Genomic DNA, 19166 nt, shown 5'->3' with positions numbered 1-19166 from the left:
CCGCCGTCGATGACGTTCCAGTACATCAAACCGCGCAGGGCACTTTGACGACTTCGACTCCTTACCCTGCCGCCATGCGCGCGACGCGTTCCGGCGGACCCACCGGCCCCCGACGTGTCGTAGAAGGACTAGGCTGCCTGGTCGGAGCGGACCGCTGGACGCGGTCGTTATCTGTCGATCCCGTTAAGGACGGACCCCCGTGGACCTGTTCGAACATCAGGCGAAGGAGCTCTTCGCGGAGTACGGCGTCCCGGTCCCCACCGGCAAGATCGCCAAGACGCCGGAGGAGGCCCGCGCGATCGCCGAGGAGTTCGCCGCGGCCGGCACCTCGCGCGTCGTCGTCAAGGCGCAGGTGAAGACCGGCGGCCGGGGCAAGGCCGGTGGCGTGAAGGTCGCCGACTCACCCGCCGACGCCGAGGAGAAGGCGCGGCAGATCCTCGGCATGGACATCAAGGGCCACACGGTCCACAAGGTCCTCGTCGAAGAGGCCAGCGCCATCGCCCAGGAGTACTACTTCTCGTTCCTCCTCGACCGCGCGAACCGGACGTTCCTGTCCATCTGTTCGGTCGAGGGCGGCATGGAGATCGAGGAGGTCGCCGCGACCAACCCGGACGCGGTGGCCAAGGTGCCGATCTCGGCCCTGGCCGGCGTCGACCGGGCCAAGGCCCGGGAGATCGCGACCGCCGGCCGGCTGCCGGCCGAGGCCCTGGACGGCGCGGCCGAGCTCATCGAGCGGCTCTGGGCCGTCTTCGTCGACGAGGACGCGCTCCTCGTCGAGGTCAACCCGCTGATCCTCACGCAGGACGGCCGGGTCGTGGCCCTGGACGGCAAGGTCACCCTCGACGACAACGCCACCTTCCGCCAGGCCGAGCACGAGGCCCTCGAGGACAAGGCCGCGGCCGACCCGCTCGAGGCCAAGGCCAAGGAGAAGGACCTCAACTACGTCAAGCTCGACGGCTCCGTCGGCATCATCGGCAACGGCGCGGGCCTGGTCATGTCCACCCTCGACGTCGTCGCGTACGCCGGTGAGGAGTTCGGCGGCCAGAAGCCGGCCAACTTCCTCGACATCGGCGGCGGCGCCTCGGCCGAGGTCATGGCCAACGGCATGGAGATCGTGCTGGGCGACCCCGACGTCAAGAGCGTCTTCATCAACGTGTTCGGCGGCATCACCTCCGGGGACGCCGTCGCGAACGGCATCGTCCAGGCCGTCAAGCTGCTGGGCGACCGCGGCGAGACCGTCGACCGGCCGATCGTCGTCCGGCTCGACGGCAACAACGCCGAAGAGGGCCGGCGCATCCTCAACGAGGCCGCGATCCCGGTCATCCAACAGGTAGAGACGATGGACGAAGCGGCGCGCCGTGCCGCCGAGCTGGCCGCGCAGGGGGCATGAGATGGCGATCTGGCTGACCGAGAACAGCAAGGTCATCGTCCAGGGGATGACCGGCGGCGAGGGTTCCAAGCACACCGCCCGCATGCTGCGCGCCGGCACGAACGTCGTCGGCGGCGTCAACGCCCGCAAGGCCGGGCAGACCGTCACGCACGAGGGCCGGAACCTCCCGGTGTTCGGCACCGTCGCCGAGGCGATGGAGCAGACCGGCGCCGACGTGTCGGTGGTCTTCGTGCCGCCGAAGTTCACCAAGGACGCCGTCGTCGAGGCCATCGACGCGGAGATCCCGCTGTGCGTCGTGATCACCGAGGGCATCCCGGTGCACGACAGCACCTGGTTCTGGAAGCACGCGGTCGAGAAGGGCGGCAAGACCCGCATCATCGGCCCGAACTGCCCCGGCATCGCCTCCCCGGGCAAGTCCAACGCCGGCATCATCCCGGCCGACATCACCTCCCCGGGCCGCATCGGCCTCGTGAGCAAGTCGGGCACGCTGACCTACCAGATGATGTACGAGCTGCGCGACATCGGCTTCTCCACCTGCGTCGGCATCGGTGGCGACCCGGTCATCGGCACCACCCACATCGACGCGCTCGAGGCCTTCCAGGCCGACCCCGAGACCGACGCGATCGTGATGATCGGTGAGATCGGCGGTGACGCCGAGGAGCGCGCCGCCGCGTACATCGAGCAGCACGTCACCAAGCCGGTCGTCGGGTACGTCGCGGGCTTCACCGCCCCCGAGGGCAAGACGATGGGCCACGCCGGCGCGATCGTCTCCGGCTCCTCCGGCACCGCCCAGGCCAAGAAGGAGGCCCTGGAGAAGGTCGGCGTCCGGGTCGGCAAGACCCCGAGCGAGACCGCCCGCCTCATGCGCGAGATCATGTCCGCCTGATCCACGCGAGGCAGCCTCCGAAGACGCCCGGCCGGGCCCACCCCGGCCGGGCGTCTTCGCGTCCGCGACCTCCCGGGTGCGTGCCCGCGCGCCTGTGCCGAGGATTTTCGTCGCTGGAGCGACGGAAATCCTCGGCACAGATGACCGCGTCGACTCAAACAACACGTCCAGGTCATCGACAAGCTCGATCACGGCTGGCGTTGCTGCCGGGCTTTGGCCCGGATCGTGCGGGTCATTCCCTTTACGGCCACGCCCCGCGTGCCTGACCTCCCAGCGCCTGTTCCGAATGTGTCACTGACGGTGAAGACCTGCGGATTCGCCGCTGTAAGCGTGATACTGGGGGACAGAGAGGATACGAAAACGCTGCGTATCCGCGGTCCCTGATATCGGCCGAGGTGGACGCAACATGCCAGCCGACCCGAAAGCCATCGGTGCGCGCCTGCGCTCAGAACGACTGAAGCGCAATATGACCATCGCCGCGCTCGCCGAAACGTTCCGCGACGCCGCGAGCGAACGTGATCGCCGCAGCATGCCGAAGCTCAAAGACCTATGCCGGACGATCCGCGGCCATGAGGCCGGGGAGCATCCGCCTGGCCCCCGTTACCGGATGCTGTACACCGCCGTGTTCGAGATGACGGAGGAGGCATTGTTCGGCGACTACGACGCAGAGAGCGCAGGGGCGTCCACCTGGCCAGTTCCGGGCGTCGATTTGAACGGCACGTTCACTATCGATGACCATGAACGCCTCACGCTCGCCATCCAACAGCCGGTACGGGTCGACATGACGGTCGTCGACTCTCTCGCAACCATCCTGGCCATGCAGCGCCGTCTGGATGACACGCTCGGCCCTTCCGCGATCCTGTCGGCCACGCTCGCCCAAACCCGTACTGTCACGCAGCTGCTTCGCGAGACCCGCGGCAAGGTGCGCGACTCGCTTGCTCCTGTCGCCGCCGAATGGGTCCAGTTCAGCGGATGGCTACATGCCGAACTACGGAACGACACCTCGGCTGCCCACACGCTGACCGAAGCGGAAGAGATGGCCGACGACGCCGAAGACGGCATACTCGCCGCACAGGCCGCGAACTTCAAGGGCTACCTCGCCCGCCAGCAGGGTCGACCGAGGGCGATCGTCCGCCACTTCCTGGCCGCCTACCACACGTCCGGCGCGCACCCCGCGCAACGGCTGGGTGATGCTGTCCAGGCGGCCCAGGGGTACGCCCTGCTCGGCGAGCAGGCGGCCGCACGGCGTCTCCTCAACGAAGCGGGTGCCTTAGAAGATGAAGCGATCCGGCAGTTGCCGCCCGGAACCGCATACTGGCTGACGCCCGACTTCCACCACGTCAACATCGGCCTGGCGCTGCTGGCCCTCGGCGAGTTTCCCGACGCGGCGGAGCATCTCGCGGCTGGTCTGGGCTCTCTTCCGGCGGATCAGCAAGACGCCGAGTGGACCCGGGAGTACCGCAGAGCGCTCGCTGAAGCCGAAGGTCGGGCATGATCGTCGGGTTCGCTCGTGTCAGATTGCTCGATCTGCGGCTGTTGTCCGTTGTATCCCTGGTGGCTCGCGTACGGGCCGGTGCCGAATGCTCGGAGAACGTTCGCCCGGGGTCTGGCATGGAGGCTTTGACCCTTTCCTGAATCGCGGTTGCCGAGCATTCGGTACGCCTAAGGCAGTGGCAGGCGAGGCACCGCCGGTGCCTGGCGGGGCTTCTTGCACGGTGCGCCCGGTAGGGGAAGGGCGACACGCCGGGCGGGTGCGCGGAATCGCATCGCCGGTTCGGCGCTGCCAGCATGGTCAGGCCCCGGACCGAATGAGGAGTCCCCATGACCACGACCGATCACGACGACGCGGAGCTCGAGGACACCGGCCCGTCCCCGGTGGCCGAGACCGTGACGCGGCCGCTCGCCGTCACCGGCATCGTGGCCGCCGTCTGGGCGGCGGGCATCGGCCTGACCGTGCTCGTCACGATCACGCTGATCGGCTGGATCGCCGCGCCGCGCAGCGCGCTCGGCACCGGCCTGCCCGGTGTCTTCCGCACGGCGGTCGGGTTCTGGCTCGTGGCGCACCACGCCGGCTTCACGGTGCCGCACGGCCGGGTCGGCCTGCTGCCGCTCGGGCTGATCGTCCTGCCGGGCGCGCTGCTGTTCCGCGCCGGCGGGTGGATCGCGCGGACCGGCCGGGTGCGGGGCCGCTACCGGATCGGCGTGACGCACGCCGCGTTCGCGCTGGCCATCCCGTACGCGGTGCTGTCCGGCCTGCTCGCGCTCCTGGCGCGCTCATCGGCCATCCAGCCCTCCGCGTGGCAGGGTCTGCTGCTGTGCTTCCTGCTGGCGATGTTCGCCGGAGGTCTCGGGGCGGCGCGGACGCTCGTCTCGACGACGAACCGCGCGCCCTGGGTCGCGATGCTGGGGCTGCTGCCCCGGCGGGCCCGTTCGGTGGCCGCCGGGGTCACCGGCGCGACGGCCGTCCTGCTCGGCGCCGGCGTCCTGATCTTCCTCATCTCGCTGCTGTTCCACTTCTCCGAGGCCGAGAACCTCTACGACGTGCTCAAGCCGGGCGTCGTCGGCGGGATCCTGCTGGTCCTGATCGGGGTGGTGTACCTGCCGAACGCCGCGCTGTGGGCGGTCGCGTACGCCGTGGGGCCCGGGTTCGCGGTCGGGGCCGGCACGAGCGTGTCGCCGTCCGGGGTGTTCGTCGGCATGATCCCGGCGTTCCCGCCGTTCGCGGCGCTGCCGGAGCCGGGACCGGCGCCGGCGGTGTCGCTGCTCGCGCTGGGGGTGCCGTTCGTCGCCGGCGCCGTCGGCGGCGTCTTCACGATCCGGTACCAGCCGACCGAGGCGACCGAGGCGGCGCCGCTGTGGGGGTTCGTGTCCGGCGTGGTCACCGGCGGCGTGATCGCCTTCCTCGCCGCGTTGTCCGGAGGTCCGCTCGGCGGCGGCCGGATGGCCGTGATGGGGCCGTCCGCGTGGCAGGTCGGGCTGCTGGCCGCGCTGGAGGTGGGCGTGGCGGCGGCGATCGCCGCGTGGATCGCCAACTGGCGGCTGCTGCGTCGTAGGCCCGCCGCCCCGGAGCCCCCGGACGACGAACCGGACACCGAGGAGCTCGAGTTCGAGGAGCCGGACCCGGTGCTGGCCTCCGTCGACGAGCCGCTGCCCGAGGGCGTCATCCCGATCGGGGACTGGACGGGCCCGCGGGGCGCGGCGTCGCGGTCGCGCGAGGACGGCGGCCCCGGCGGGCGCTCACCGATCCGGAGACGGCCGCCGGGCGACCGGGGCTGACCGGCTGATCAGGGGCTGACCGGCCGATCAGGGCCAGGCGGGGGGCTGCTTGCGCAGGGAGTCCTTCGGCAGGTGCAGCTTGCGCTCGATGCGCGGCAGGTACTCGTCCTGGCAGGCATTCTTGTCCTCGATCGTGAGGGCCGACTCACGGCACTTGACGTAGCCGTTGAACTCGTCCCACATCACCGCGTACAGCCCGATCTGGGAGAGCGCCAGGACCAGGCTGATCGTGCCCAGCACCACCCCGGCGACCGCGCCGGGCGCCGGGGCGAGGACCCGTCGGGCCTGCTTGCGGGAGCGCAGGCCCGCCACGACCGCCCAGGTGGACAGCGCCACCCCGGCGGGAAGGAACAGCAACGTCATGACGAGCCCGGCGATACCGAGAATCCGCGCGCGGGGGCCGCCGCGCTCGGGTGCGGTCGGCGGCAGCGGCGGACGGGGTGGTTCGGGGAGCTGCGTCTGCGGCCCGGCCTGGTCGTGGCCTGGCGCGTCACTCACTGGTCCTCCTGGTGTCGGCTGAGCCGAGCCGAGCGGCGGCCGATAGGCTGGTACGGCCCGCCCACCAGTCGTTCCTGGGAGTTACGGTGTCCGCCCGGCTCGTCGTCCTCGTATCCGGTGCGGGGACCAACCTACAAGCGCTGCTCGACGCGTGTGTCGATCCAGCTTATGGCGCTCGGATCACTGCCGTGGGCGCCGACCGCGACGACATCGAAGGCCTGCGCCGCGCCGAACGCGCCGGCGTGCCGACCTTCGTCGTCCGGGTGAAGGACCATCCGACGCGGGACGCGTGGGACGCCGCGCTGACCGACGCGGTCGCCGCGTACGACCCTGACCTGGTCGTCTCCGCGGGTTTCATGAAGATCCTCGGCAAGCGGTTCCTCGACCGGTTCGCCGGCCGGGTGATCAATACGCACCCCGCGCTGCTGCCCGCCTTCCCCGGCACCCATGGGGCGCGCGAGGCGCTGGAATACGGCGTCAAGGTGTCCGGCTGCACGGCGCACTTCGTGGACGCCGGCGTCGACACCGGACCCATCATCGCCCAGGAGACCGTGCCGGTCCTGGACGACGATGACGAGGACTCGCTGCACGAGCGGATCAAGGCGGTCGAACGCCCGCTGCTCGTCGGCACCGTGGGCCGTCTGGTCCGCGAGGGATGGACCATCGAGAACAGGAGAGTGAGGATCGGGTGACCCGTATCGCGATCAAGCGGGCGCTGATCAGCGTCTACGACAAGACCGGTCTCGAAGGCCTCGCCAGGGGCCTGCACGAGGCCGGTGTAGAGATCGTTTCCACCGGGTCGACCGCCGCGCGCATCGCCGAGGCGGGCGTCCCGGTCATGAAGGTCGAGAAGCTCACCGGCTTTCCCGAGTGCCTCGACGGCCGGGTCAAGACCCTGCACCCGAAGGTGCACGCGGGGCTCCTGGCCGACCGCCGCAACCCCGACCACGTCCAGCAGTTGGAGGACCTGCACGTCGAGCCGTTCGACCTGCTGATCTCCAACCTCTACCCGTTCCGGGAGACCGTCGCCTCCGGCGCGACCCCGGACGAGATCGTCGAGCAGATCGACATCGGCGGCCCGGCGATGGTGCGCGCCGCCGCCAAGAACCACCAGACCGTGGCCGTCGTCGTCGACCCGTCCGCGTACGACCAGGTCCTCGACGCCGTGCGCCGCGGCGGCTTCGAGCTGCGGGAGCGCAAGCGGCTCGCGGCGCAGGCCTACGCCCACACCGCCGCGTACGACGTCGCGGTGGCGTCGTGGTTCGCGAGCGCGTACGCGCCCGACTCCGACACCCGCTGGCCGGACGTCATCGGCGCGGTCCGCACCCGCAAGAGCGTCCTGCGCTACGGGGAGAACCCCCACCAGGAGGCGGCGCTCTACACCGATGACCAGGGCGGCCTGGCCGGGGCGCAGCAGCTGCACGGCAAGGAGATGTCCTACAACAACTACGTCGACGCCGACGCGGCCCGCCGCGCCGCGTACGACTTCGCCGAGCCGTGCGTCGCGATCATCAAGCACGCGAACCCGTGCGGCATCGCGATCGGCGCCGACATCGCCGAGGCGCACCGCAAGGCGCACGCCTGCGACCCGGTGTCGGCGTACGGCGGCGTCATCGCCACCAACCGGCCGGTATCGGCCGACATGGCGCGTCAGCTCGCCGACATCTTCACCGAGGTGATCGTCGCTCCGGGCTTCGAGGAGGAGGCCCTGACGCTCCTCACGGCCAAGAAGAAGAACCTCCGGCTGCTCGTCTGCCCGGAGGGCCCGGCCGCCGAGGTGGACACCCGGCAGATCGACGGCGGACTGCTCGCCCAGACGCGGGACCGGATCGACGCCCCGGGCGACGACCCGGCGAACTGGCAGCTCAAGACGGGTGAGCCGGCCGACGAGGCGACCCTCCGCGACCTGGCGTTCGCCTGGCGCGCCTGCCGTTCGGTGAAGTCGAACGCCATCCTGCTGGCCGCCGATGGCGCGACCGTCGGCGTCGGCATGGGACAGGTCAACCGGGTCGACTCCGCCCGTCTCGCGGTGTCCCGCGCGGGGGACCGCACCACCGGCTCGGTGGGTGCCTCGGACGCCTTCTTTCCCTTCCCCGACGGGCTTCAGGTGCTCGCGGACTCCGGAGTCAGGGCTATTGTCGAACCCGGCGGGTCGATTCATGACGACGAGGTGATCGAAGCGGCCGCCAAGGCGGGCATCACCCTCTACTTCACGGGGGTCCGCCACTTCTTCCACTGACCCCAGCAGGGTCGCCGGGGCCTCCGCCCCGGCGACCGACCCCCCAGGGAGACACCTCGTGGCGAACGGATTCCTCGAGTTCGGCGTGGCAACGGTCATCCGCAGCGCGGCACTCACCGACCAGGTCCGCCCCTTGATCGGCCTCATCGCCGCCGTGCTGGCCGCCGTTCTCGCGGGATCCGCGAGCTGGCACCTGACCGACCGCCTCGTCGCCTGGCGTCAGCGGGCGAATCAGGACGAGCTGTAACCTCCCTCGGGTCGGACGAGCCTCAGCCTTCCCCGCCTGAGAGGATTAAACGGTGACCGCACGAATTCTCGACGGCAAGGCGACCGCGGCGGCGATCCGCGCGGAACTGAAGCAGCGCGTCGACGCGCTGCGCGAGCAGGGCATCGTCCCCGGGCTGGGCACCGTGCTCGTGGGCGACGACCCGGGGAGCCAGGCGTACGTCGCGGGCAAGCACCGCGACTGCGCCGAGGTGGGGATCGCCAGCATCCGGCGCGACCTCCCGGCCACCGCCACCCAGGCGGAGGTCGAGGCGGCCGTGGACGAGCTGAACGCCGACCCGGCCTGCACCGGCTACATCGTCCAGCTGCCCCTGCCGAAGGGCCTGGACGAGCAGCGGGTCCTCGAACGCATCGACCCGGCCAAGGACGCCGACGGCCTGCACCCGGTCAACCTCGGGCGCCTGGTGCTCATGCAGCCCGGTGTGCTGCCGTGCACGCCGCGCGGCATCGTCGAGCTGCTGCGCCGGTACGACGTGCCGATCCGGGGCGCCGACGTCACCGTCATCGGCCGCGGCATCACGGTGGGCCGGGCGCTCGGCCTGCTGCTCACCCGCCGCTCCGAGAACGCCACCGTCACCACCTGCCACACCGGGACGAAGGACCTCGCCGCGCACACCCGCGAGGCGGACATCGTCGTCGTGGCCGCCGGCGTGCCCGGCCTGCTCACCGCGGACATGGTCAAGCCCGGTGCGGCCGTGCTCGACGTCGGGATCACGCGCACCGACGAGGGCCTCGTCGGCGACGTCCACCCCGGCGTCCGCGAGGTCGCCGGCTGGGTCGCGCCCATGCCGGGCGGCGTCGGCCCCATGACCCGCGCCATGCTGCTGGCGAACGTCGTCGAGGCCGCGGAGAAGGCCACGGCCTGAGCCGAACGGCCCCAGGGCACCGCCGGGGCGCCGCGGCCTGTCGTGGGCCGTCGGCGCGGCGGTGCCGTCGGCCGCTGTCCCGGTAAGGCCGGCCGCGTCAGCTCGCGCGCCGCCCCGGAGCGGTGGGCTGACCGGACGCCGTCGGCTGACGGGGCTGTGGCGGCGTGCCCGGCCGGGTGCCGTCGGGGCGACGGGCCGGCTCGGGCGGACGGCCGCCCTGGGGCGGCACGTGCACGGGCGGCAGCGGGCGGACGAGCCCGAGCGCGATGACCTCGTTGGCCAGCCGGGTCCGCCGGTTGGCGCCCTCCGGGATGCGGAACTTCTGGTACAGCCGCAGCAGGTGCTGCTTGACCGCCGCCTCGGTCACCACCAGGTCGGTGGCGATCTCCCGGGCCGTGGCGGGCGCGACGAACGCCTCGTCGGACAGGGCGGGCCGGCACAGCGACGTCAGCACGTCGATCTCGCGGCGGGTGAGCTCCGGAGCGACGGCACGGCGCAGCTCGACGTCCGGATCGACGTCCTCGCGCGGTATGCCGCCCATCCGGCAGCGCGCGGCGCCGAAGCTGACCACGTCACCGTCCTCGAGCACGCGCCGGGCGATCGGCCGTCCGTTCACGCGCGTGCCGTTGCGCGACAGGCCGAGGTCCACGACGTAGACGTACGGACCGCGGCGGACCAGTTCGGCGTGCAACCGGGACACGCTGGGATCGTCGAGTCGTATGTCCACGCCCCGACCTCGCCCGACGGTCATGACCTCAGAGCGCAGTGGCAGTACCGTGCCGGTTTCTTCGATCCGTATGTACGGGCCCTCCACAGCGGTCCCTCCAGTAGTTAGCGACCCCTGTCTGCCTGGTTACCCGGACCGGCCATGGTCACACCCGCCTACCGGTGGGTAAGGCCGAGTACACCGGAGATTACGGGACATTCGACCCTCCGAGAAGCACCACGGGAGCGCTCGGTGGCGGTGTCCGCGTGGCCACCGGTGAGCGCGACGGGCGCGCGCCGGATGAACGACGGGCCGCGCCGGATCTCGCGGTGCGCCCGCCGTCCGCGCCATAGGTGAGCGGGTCACGCGCGGGCGCTGCCAAGATAGGGGGTATGTCGGAGCAGTACGGGCCACCGGAGTCCTACGACACGTCCCTGGGGGACGTTCCCGCCGCGGCGCAACCCGCCCCGGGGCCGAAGACGCCACCGTCCCCACGGCGTGCGGAGCGCGCGCCGGCCCGTCCGGCGGTGCCACGATGGCTCGGGCAACTGCCGTACATCTTCGTCCTCTGCGGCGTCGCCGCCGGCCTGGCCGTGGTCGCGACCAACCACTTCCGGCGGGGCAGCATGCTGATCGCCGCCTCCGTGTTCATCGGCGCGCTCGCCCGGCTGGTCCTCCCGGAGAGCCAGACCGGCATGCTCGCGGTACGGCGCCGGTGGGTCGACGTCATGCTCATGACGGTCGCCGCGGTCGGTGTCACGCTCGTAGCATTCGTCGCGAAGGGGCAGTGAACTGCCGGAGTCGAGGGCGCCGGCACCGTGCGCCCGGCTCGGCGCCGTGCGTTGACGCCCGCCCGGCGGCGCGGTGCGTTGACGCTCGTCCGACGGCGCCTCCTCCCGGAAGCCCGACCTCTTTGCTCGACCCGCGGATGGGCAGTGGGATGATGCAGGCTGCAGGTAAGGAGCCCGTCGCGATACTGGAAAATGTGCGCCAGGTCACTCATGCTGATCGGAATGTCCCCCCATCGCGGTCGCTGGACGTCGCGGGGTGTCTCCCCGCGCCGGGGTGGTTCGCATTCCAGTCCCCCGTACACCTGGGGCTCCGCGAAGACCGTCTGGTCGATAGGAAACGTGAGGGATCGACTGAGACCTGCTGAGGGCGGCCGACCCCGCCCATCTGTCTCGTATGAGAGTTGCTGACGAATGTTGTTGAGCGTGAAGCGGAGCACCCGGTGACTGATTCGACCATCATCTACACCCACACGGACGAGGCACCCGCCCTGGCGACGTATTCGTTCCTGCCTGTGATCCAGGCATACGCCTCGACCGCCGGCGTCACCGTGGAGACCCGTGACATCTCCCTGGCCGGGCGCATCATCGCCGCCTTCCCGGAGTACCTCACGGAGGACCAGCGCATCCCGGACGCGCTCGCCGAACTGGGCGAGTTGGTCGACACCCCCGGTGCGAACGTCATCAAGCTGCCGAACATCTCGGCCTCGATCCCCCAGCTGAAGGCCGCGATCGCCGAGCTGCGGGAGCAGGGCTACGCGCTGCCGGACTACCCGGACGAGCCGAAGACCGATGAGCAGCGCGAGATCCGAGCCCGGTACGACCGGATCAAGGGCAGCGCGGTGAACCCGGTGCTGCGCCAGGGCAACTCCGACCGCCGGGCCCCCGCGTCGGTCAAGAACTACGCCAAGACCCACCCGCATCGCATGGGCGCCTGGATGCCGGAATCGCAGACGAACGTCGCGCACATGACGGCCGACGACTTCCGGTCCACCGAGAAGTCCACGGTGATCGCCGAGGCGGGCTCGCTGCGGATCGAGCTGGCGGGCGACGACGGCTCCACCACCGTCCTGCGCGAGTCGGTACCCGTCCTGGCGGGCGAGGTCGTCGACGCGTCCGTCATGCGCGTCGCGGCGCTGCGCGAGTTCCTCACCGCGCAGGTCGCGCGCGCCAAGGCCGAGGGCGTGCTGTTCTCGGTCCACCTCAAGGCCACGATGATGAAGGTCTCCGACCCGATCGTCTTCGGCCACGTGGTGCGCGCCTTCTTCCCCAACACGTTCGCCAAGTACGGCGAGACGCTCGCGGGGGCCGGCCTGACGCCGAACGACGGCCTCGGCGGGATCTTCCGTGGCCTGGAGTCGCTTCCCGACGGCGAGGAGATCAAGGCGTCCTTCGACGCCGAGCTCGCCGCGGGCCCGGACCTCGCGATGGTCGACTCCGACCGGGGGATCACCAACCTGCACGTCCCCAGCGACGTCATCGTCGACGCCTCGATGCCGGCGATGATCCGGACCTCCGGCCACATGTGGGGCCCGGACGGCCAGGAGCACGACACGCTCGCCGTCATCCCGGACAGCAGCTACGCCGGTGTCTACCAGGTCGTCATCGACGACTGCCGGGCGAACGGCGCCTTCGACCCGGCGACGATGGGCTCGGTTCCGAACGTCGGCCTGATGGCACAGCAGGCCGAGGAGTACGGCAGCCACGACAAGACCTTCGAGATCCCGGTCACCGGTACGGTGCGGGTCATCGACGAGGCGGGCGACGTCGTCCTCGAGCAGACGGTGGGCGCCGGCGACATCTTCCGCATGTGCCAGACCAAGGACGCCGCGATCAAGGACTGGGTCAAGCTCGCCGTCACCCGCGCCCGCGCGACCGGCGACCCGGCCGTGTTCTGGCTCGACCGGGACCGCGCGCACGACGCCTCCCTGATCGCCAAGGTCGAGCGGTATCTGCCCGAGCACGACACCGCGGGCCTGCGGATCGAGATCAAGTCCCCGGTCGAGGCGACCGCCTTCTCCCTGGAACGGATCCGCCGTGGCGAGAACACCATCTCCGTCACCGGCAACGTGCTGCGGGACTACCTGACCGACCTGTTCCCGATCCTGGAGCTGGGCACCAGCGCCAAGATGCTGTCGGTCGTGCCGCTCATCAACGGCGGCGGTCTGTTCGAGACGGGCGCCGGCGGCTCGGCACCCAAGCACGTGCAGCAGCTCGTCAAGGAGAACTACCTGCGCTGGGACAGCCTCGGCGAGTTCCTCGCGCTCGCGGTCAGCTTCGAGCAGCTCGCGCAGACGACGGGCAACGCCCGCGCCCAGGTCCTCGCCGACACCCTCGACCGGGCCACGGAGACCTTCCTCAACGAGGACAAGTCCCCGACCCGCCGCGTCGGTGGCATCGACAACCGCGGCAGCCACTTCTACCTGGCCCTCTACTGGGCGCAGGAGCTGGCCAAGCAGACCGACGACGCCGACCTGGCCAAGGCCTTCGTCCCGCTCGCCGAGACGCTGACCTCGCAGGAGGGCAAGATCGTCGACGAGCTGCTCGCGGTCCAGGGCTCCCCGGTCGACATCGGCGGCTACTACAACCCCGACCCGGCCAAGGCCGCCGCCGTCATGCGCCCGTCGCAGACGCTCAACCAGGCCCTCGAGACGCTCGCCGCATCACCGGCGTGACCTGGCGCTGCTCGCCGGCGGCGACCAGGAGTTCCTCGCCGCCCTGACCGAGAACCCCCAGAAGAAGGTCAACGCCCGATCTTCCGGACCACCCGTAGGCCGTCCGCCGCACCCGGCGGGCGGCCTGCGCCGTATTCGACCACCACATGCCAGACGGGCAGTAATATCTTCGTCACACTGGGTCGTGTCGAAGGTTTCGGCCTGGCCGCTGTGCTGAGCCCAGAAAAGGGTCTGCCCCGGGCGCGCACCTTGCGGTGGAAGCGGATCCGGGGCGTACGTCACTGAGTGTAGGTCATTGGAACGACGGGTGGAAGGCGAACGTGGCGGATTCGGGGGACGAGGGTCTCAGGCGGCTTCTATCGCCGGCGAGGCTCGGGGAGTACCAGGCGGGTTCTTCCGGCGACCTGCAAGCAGCGTTCCGGATGCACTGTTGGAACACGGAACTCTCCGGCGCGATGTACGAAGTTCTGCAGTACGTCGAGGTCGGTCTCCGCAACGCCGTGCATCTTCACCTCTGCGAGAAGTACGGGCGAGACGAGTGGTGGGAGGCGCGAGACCTTTCCCTGCACCACGTCACCCAGGACATGATCGTCGCTGTAACGGACAAGCTCACACGCATCAAGCCGGGCTGGTCGGCCGATGACGCGGTCGCCAAGCTCCCTTTCGGGTTCTGGGTCGCCCTCTTCGGGCGCTCTCACGAACACGCGCTCTGGTACCGAGGGCTCCGATCGGTCGTTCCGGGTTACCGGGTGCGTCGGCGCGATCCTCTTCATCGAGAGTTGGATCTACTCCGGACGCTCCGGAACCGGGTCGCGCATCACCTGCCGATCTACCATCGGCATCTGGAAGCGGATCACGAGTCGGCGTTGCGGGTTCTCGGGTATCTCGGTGGTGGGCTCGAGAACATGGTCGCGAAGCACAGTCGGGTGCCCGGGCTGCTGGCGCGGGGGCCGCGATAGGCGGTGCGGGGGCGGGATCGGGCGCGCGATAGCCTGACGCCTGGACTATCTCGACGACGAGAGACCCGATCGGAGCTCCGCTCGGTGCTCGACCCGGGCCTCGTACCAGCTGGAGACCACGATGACTCGCACTCCCGTCAATGTGACCGTCACCGGTGCCGCCGGTCAGATCGGCTACGCCCTGCTCTTCCGCATCGCCTCCGGGCAGTTGCTCGGCGCCGACGTACCCGTGCACCTGCGCCTGCTGGAGATCCCGCAGGCCGTCAAGGCCGCCGAGGGCACCGCGATGGAGCTCGACGACGCCGCCTTCCCGCTGCTGGCGGGCATCGACGTCACCGACGACGCCAAGCGGGCGTTCGACGGGACCAACGTCGCCCTCCTGGTCGGCGCCCGCCCGCGTACGAAGGGCATGGAGCGCGGTGACCTCCTGGAGGCCAACGGCGGCATCTTCAAGCCGCAGGGCGAGGCGATCAACGCCGGCGCCGCCGACGACGTGCGGGTGCTCGTGGTCGGCAACCCGGCCAACACCAACGCGCTGATCGCCAAGTCGCACGCCCCGGACGTCCCGGCCGACCGCTTCACCGCGATGACCCGACTCGACCACAACCGTGCGATCGCGCAGTTGTCGAAGAAGGTCCAGACGCCGGTCGCGGACATCAAGAAGGTCGCCATCTGGGGCAACCACTCCGCGACGCAGTACCCCGACATCTTCCACGCCGAGGTCGCCGGCCGGAACGCCGCCGAGGTCGTCAACGACGAGGCCTGGCTGCGCGACACCTTCATCCCGACGGTCGCCAAGCGCGGCGCCGCCATCATCGAGGCGCGCGGTGCGTCCTCGGCGGCCTCGGCGGCCAGCGCGGCCATCGACCACGTCCACACCTGGGTGAACGGCACCCCCGAGGGTGACTGGACCTCCATGGCCGTGGTCTCCGACGGCTCGTACGGCGTGCCCGAGGGTCTGATCTCGTCCTTCCCGGTCGTGGTCAAGGACGGTAAGTGGGAGATCGTCCAGGGCCTGGAGATCGACGACTTCTCGCGCGAGCGCATCGACGCCTCGGTGCGCGAGCTGGAGGAGGAGCGCGACGCCGTCCGCGGCCTCGGCCTGATCTGACCGGTCCCGCCCATCCTCGATGATCCTCTCCGTAATCGAGTTGACACCGAGAGTCACCTCTGTGAGTCTTGCCGCCAGGAGGAACCTCATCAGGCCAAAGAGCCGGCCCAAAAGCTTGGTCGGTTCCGCGCAGGCCGTCTGTTCAGGGCTGACAGGCGGAGATAGGGGCTTGGAGGGAAGAACTCACCGCACCCAGCGGTCGCCCTTCGGTTCATTCCAACCCCCCAGCCGAGGAGGCGGTAAGCACCATGGGAGTCATCGAGGACATCCAGACCCGGGTCACGACCCTGGAGCGGCGCATGGACGACCATGACACCACGCACATCCGGATCGAGCGGCGACTCGACCAGCTCGCGGGCGACGTGGCCGAGCTCAAGGGCGACGTGGCCGAGCTCAAAGGCGACGTGGCCGAGCTCAAAGGCGACGTGGCCGAGCTCAAAGGCGACGTGGCCGAGCTGAAGACGGACATGGCGCAGGTCAAGGCGAACACGGCGGACCTGGGCGAGATCCGAGCACGGGTCGCGGTCATCCCGGAGCTGATGGCCGGGCAGGTCGAGCTGCGGGAGATGGTCGCGAAGCTGCTCGCGCGGTCCGAGGCGGGCGGCCGCTCCTGACGCGGTCTGCCGAACGGCGGTGAAGGCCGCCGGGTCCCGGATCGGGATCCGGCGGCCTTCGCCGTCAGTGCCCGCGATCGGCGCGGGCCGCCGCGCCGCGGGTCCCCGGTGGATCATCCGGCGCGGGCCCACCGCCGTCGTGGGTCCGCGGTCCTTCCGCGCGGGTCAGGCCGACCGGCGGGCGCGCCAGGTGAGGTATCCGGCCGTCAGCAGCGGCCCGGCGACCGCGACGAGCAGGAGGGGGACGCCGAGCCAGCCGGGCAGGGCGGTGCCCGTGCACTGGCCGCCGTGCCGGTGGCCGCCCGCGTCGTCCACGTACACGCATTCCCGGGTCGGGGCGAACACGACGAGCGCCGTGGCCAGGGCCAGCCCGCCGGGCCAGATCAGCAGGCCGGCCAGCTTGTCGCGGAGCGTCCAGCGCGACGAGCCGAGGAGCATCACCGCCCCGATCAGCCAGCCGGCCACCGGGAGCAGCACTCCTCCGACGAGGAGCAGGAACACCGTTATCGCCTCATACCGCCGCATGCCACCAAGGATGGCGGTGCGGGCGATCCCGATGTGTCAGGACACGCGGCGGGCGCCGGCCGACGGGACGGCGTCGATGAAACGGGGCGCCTCCCAGCCGCGGTCGGCGTACGCCTCGGTGACGGCCGCGCGCACCCGCTCGTCGCGGTCCGCCGGGACCAGGGCGATCACCGAGCCGCCGAAGCCGCCGCCGACCATCCGGGCGCCGCGCGCGCCCGCGCGTACGGCCTCCTCGACGGCGACGTCGGCCTCCGGCCAGGAGACCTCGAACTGGTCGCGCAGCGACAGGTGCGAGGCGGTCAGCAGCGCGCCGACCTCGGCGACGGCGCCGGCCCGCAGCAGGCCCACCGCCGCCTGCACGCGGTGGTCGTCGGTGACGACGTGCTGGGTACGGCGGCGCAGGACCGGGTCGTCGAGGATGCGCAGCGCGGCGGCGAGGTCCTCGACGTCGCGCAGCGCCGGGACGCCGAGCATCCGCGCGGCCTTCTCGCAGGCGGCGCGGCGGGCGGCGTACCCGCCGTCGACCAGCTCGTGCTCGGCGCGGGTGTCGATGACCAGGAGGGACAGGCCGGTGAGGTCGAGCGGGACCTGGGCGGACAGCCCGCTGCGGCAGTCGAGCAGGAGGGCGTGGCCCTCGGTGCACAGGAGCGAGGCGGACTGGTCCATGATGCCGCAGGGCATCCCGACGAAGTCGTTCTCGGCGCGCTGGGCGATGCGGGCCAGCTCCGGCCGGGGCACCTCGATCTCGTACAGGTCGCACAGGGCCAGCGCGACGGCGCATTCCAGCGCCGCAGACGATGACAGGCCGGCTCCCTGGGGCAGGTCGGAGTCGATGAGCACGGACGCGCCGCCGACCTCGTGGCCGGCCTCGCGGAGCGCCCAGGCCACCCCGGCGGCGTAGGCGGCCCAGCCGGTGACCTGGCCCGGCTTCGCCTCGGTGACGCGTACGGGGTCCGGCGACTGCAGGGAACGGAGTTCGAGGTCGCCGTCGTCGCGGCGGGCCGCCGCGACCGAGACGCCCTGGGCCAGCGCGAAGGGCAGCACGAAGCCGTCGTTGTAGTCGGTGTGCTCGCCGATGAGGTTGACGCGACCCGGGGCGCGCCAGACTCCTTCCGGATCACGCCCGAAGCAGTCGCGAAAATCCATGATCACCGTGCCTATCGTGTGGGCGCTGATCCTATCGGCAGCCCCTCGGGGAAGAGGCCCGCGGTCGCTCGTTCGAGGGCGATGCGGACGGCGCCGGTGGCGACCGCCTCGTCGCCCAGCGCGGACACCCTGACCTCGGGCGGAGGCGGGCACAGTGCGGCCAGCCGCTCGCGCAGTCCATCGACGATCAGGTCGCCGGCGCGGGACAGGCCGCCGCCCACGACGACGACGGCGGGATCGACGGCGAGGAGCAGGGCGGCGGTGCCGGTGGCCAGGTCGGCGGTGAACTCGCCGACGGCGGCCGTGGCCCGCGCGTCGCCGGACCGGGCGGCCGCGAAGACGGCGGCCAGGTCACGGTTTCCGGGACAGGCCGCCAGAAGGCGGTCCGGCGCGTCCTCCCAGCGCAGGGCGCGCAACCGGCCGACCTCGCCGGCGCCGCCCCGGTGCCCGCGGTGGAGCCGGCCGCCGATGAGGACGCCCGCCGCGACGCGGTTGCCGGCGAGGACGCAGACGGCGTCCCGTACGTCCCGGGCCGCCCCACGCCAGTGCTCGGCGATGGTCGCGAGGTTGGCGTCGTTCTCCACGACCACCGGCGCGGCGCCGGTGGTCAGCGCGTGACCGAGGTCCAGGCCGGTCCAGTCGGGCAGCACGGTGCACAGGGTGACGGCGCCGTCCCGGACGACGCCGGGGGTGCCGAGGCCGATGGCGCGCAGGCGGTCCGGCGCGACCCCGCCTTCGTCGAGGGCGCGGGCGAGGGCGGTGCGCGCGGCCTCGAGGCGTTCGGCGCGGCCGGACTCGGGTTCGACCACACTGCGGCACACGTGCCGGACCTCGCCCTCGAGGTCGGCGAGGATGACGAGGACCTTGTGGACCCCGATGTCGACCCCGGCGACGAATCCCTCGTCGGCGCCGAAACGGAAGCGCCGCGCGGGCCGCCCGGCGCCGCCGGGCTCGGGCGGCAGCTCGCGGACGATCCGGTCCCGCACGAAGCCCTCGACGACGTCCTCGACGGTCGGGCGGGACAGGCCGGTCACCGCGCTGATCTCGGTGAGCGTGCGAGGGCCCTGGGCGTAGAGGACCGCGAGCACGTCCGCGGAGTTGAGCCGCCGCAGCCGGGACGGGTCGCCGCCTCGTCTCACCATGACCCCCTTGACATCCGCCGCCCGCGCGACGGATCCTCAGCAATATTAAACAACCTTCCA

At 71.2% G+C, this 19166-nt stretch carries 18 protein-coding genes; 13 read left to right on the top strand and 5 right to left on the bottom strand.

The genetic code is table 11. From position 1 onward, the window contains the following. Nucleotides 1-199 precede the first annotated feature (199 nt). The 4 genes from sucC to AB0K82_RS16270 all read left to right on the top strand — a co-directional run bounded on the left by sucC (nt 200) and on the right by AB0K82_RS16270 (nt 5552). Entirely contained in the window at nt 200-1390 is a 1191-nt protein-coding gene (gene sucC / locus AB0K82_RS16285) for an ADP-forming succinate--CoA ligase subunit beta (RefSeq protein ID WP_364397588.1), read from the top strand. Nucleotide 1391: 1 nt separating this feature from the next. Beyond that, entirely contained in the window at nt 1392-2276 is an 885-nt protein-coding gene (sucD, locus tag AB0K82_RS16280; protein WP_345353084.1) for a succinate--CoA ligase subunit alpha, read from the top strand. A 406-nt stretch (nt 2277-2682) separates the two neighbouring features. Continuing rightward, complete coding sequence (locus AB0K82_RS16275; RefSeq protein WP_364397586.1) at nt 2683-3771, top strand: transcriptional regulator; 1089 nt, start codon at nt 2683-2685, stop codon at nt 3769-3771. 326 nt (nt 3772-4097) lie between these two features. Then, nucleotides 4098-5552, top strand: coding sequence for a DUF6350 family protein (locus AB0K82_RS16270; RefSeq protein ID WP_364397585.1), 1455 nt, complete (start codon nt 4098-4100; stop codon nt 5550-5552). Between the two features lie 27 nt (nt 5553-5579). Here the strand turns inward: AB0K82_RS16270 and AB0K82_RS16265 are convergent, their stop codons facing one another. Further along, complete coding sequence (locus AB0K82_RS16265; RefSeq protein WP_364397583.1) at nt 5580-6050, bottom strand: DUF4190 domain-containing protein; 471 nt, start codon at nt 6048-6050, stop codon at nt 5580-5582. A gap of 86 nt (nt 6051-6136) precedes the next feature. On the opposite strand from AB0K82_RS16265, the gene purN reads away from it, so the two are divergent. The 4 genes from purN to AB0K82_RS16245 are packed head-to-tail and all read left to right on the top strand — an operon-like array spanning nt 6137 to nt 9440. After that, nucleotides 6137-6742: a phosphoribosylglycinamide formyltransferase gene (purN, locus tag AB0K82_RS16260; RefSeq protein ID WP_364397582.1), complete on the top strand. Its 606-nt coding sequence runs from the start codon at nt 6137-6139 to the stop codon at nt 6740-6742. After that, entirely contained in the window at nt 6739-8289 is a 1551-nt protein-coding gene (gene purH, locus AB0K82_RS16255; RefSeq protein ID WP_364397581.1) for a bifunctional phosphoribosylaminoimidazolecarboxamide formyltransferase/IMP cyclohydrolase, read from the top strand. The genes purN and purH overlap by 4 nt, the downstream gene beginning before the upstream one ends. 58 nt (nt 8290-8347) lie before the next feature. Then, nucleotides 8348-8536, top strand: coding sequence for a hypothetical protein (locus tag AB0K82_RS16250; RefSeq protein ID WP_364397579.1), 189 nt, complete (start codon nt 8348-8350; stop codon nt 8534-8536). A 52-nt stretch (nt 8537-8588) separates the two neighbouring features. After that, entirely contained in the window at nt 8589-9440 is an 852-nt protein-coding gene (locus AB0K82_RS16245) for a bifunctional methylenetetrahydrofolate dehydrogenase/methenyltetrahydrofolate cyclohydrolase (protein WP_364397577.1), read from the top strand. Between the two features lie 97 nt (nt 9441-9537). Here the strand turns inward: AB0K82_RS16245 and AB0K82_RS16240 are convergent, their stop codons facing one another. Beyond that, on the bottom strand, nt 9538-10254 hold the full coding sequence (locus tag AB0K82_RS16240; protein ID WP_364397575.1) for an FHA domain-containing protein: 717 nt from the start codon (nt 10252-10254) through the stop codon (nt 9538-9540). 284 nt (nt 10255-10538) lie between these two features. Between AB0K82_RS16240 and AB0K82_RS16235 the strand changes: the two genes are divergently transcribed. The 5 genes from AB0K82_RS16235 to AB0K82_RS16215 all read left to right on the top strand — a co-directional run bounded on the left by AB0K82_RS16235 (nt 10539) and on the right by AB0K82_RS16215 (nt 16293). After that, nucleotides 10539-10937, top strand: a complete 399-nt coding sequence (locus AB0K82_RS16235) for a DUF3017 domain-containing protein (protein WP_364397574.1) — start codon at nt 10539-10541, stop codon at nt 10935-10937. 440 nt (nt 10938-11377) lie between these two features. Further along, nucleotides 11378-13609 carry an NADP-dependent isocitrate dehydrogenase gene (locus AB0K82_RS16230; protein ID WP_364397572.1) on the top strand — a complete coding sequence of 744 codons (2232 nt, stop codon included), beginning with the start codon at nt 11378-11380 and terminating at the stop codon, nt 13607-13609. Between the two features lie 320 nt (nt 13610-13929). Next, nucleotides 13930-14568 (top strand): hypothetical protein, encoded by a 639-nt coding sequence (locus tag AB0K82_RS16225; RefSeq protein WP_364397570.1) that lies wholly within the window; start codon nt 13930-13932, stop codon nt 14566-14568. Nucleotides 14569-14689: 121 nt separating this feature from the next. Then, nucleotides 14690-15679: a malate dehydrogenase gene (locus AB0K82_RS16220; RefSeq protein ID WP_364397569.1), complete on the top strand. Its 990-nt coding sequence runs from the start codon at nt 14690-14692 to the stop codon at nt 15677-15679. Nucleotides 15680-15927: 248 nt separating this feature from the next. Next, entirely contained in the window at nt 15928-16293 is a 366-nt protein-coding gene (locus AB0K82_RS16215; protein WP_364397567.1) for a hypothetical protein, read from the top strand. Between the two features lie 165 nt (nt 16294-16458). Here AB0K82_RS16215 and AB0K82_RS16210 read toward each other — a convergent pair whose 3' ends face one another. The 3 genes from AB0K82_RS16210 to AB0K82_RS16200 are packed head-to-tail and all read right to left on the bottom strand — an operon-like array spanning nt 16459 to nt 19106. Beyond that, on the bottom strand, nt 16459-16818 hold the full coding sequence (locus AB0K82_RS16210; RefSeq protein ID WP_364397565.1) for a hypothetical protein: 360 nt from the start codon (nt 16816-16818) through the stop codon (nt 16459-16461). A gap of 36 nt (nt 16819-16854) precedes the next feature. Next, the gene (gene galK / locus AB0K82_RS16205) at nt 16855-17964 is read right to left on the bottom strand and encodes a galactokinase (RefSeq protein WP_364397710.1); all 1110 of its coding nucleotides are present in this window, start codon (nt 17962-17964) and stop codon (nt 16855-16857) included. 11 nt (nt 17965-17975) lie between these two features. Next, on the bottom strand, nt 17976-19106 hold the full coding sequence (locus tag AB0K82_RS16200) for an ROK family protein (RefSeq protein WP_364397563.1): 1131 nt from the start codon (nt 19104-19106) through the stop codon (nt 17976-17978). Nucleotides 19107-19166 lie beyond the last annotated feature (60 nt).

Source organism: Actinoallomurus sp. NPDC052274 (assembly GCF_040679475.1).
GTDB lineage: Bacteria > Actinomycetota > Actinomycetes > Streptosporangiales > Streptosporangiaceae > Actinoallomurus > Actinoallomurus liliacearum.
This window is presented reverse-complemented; position numbering and strand designations above follow the sequence as displayed.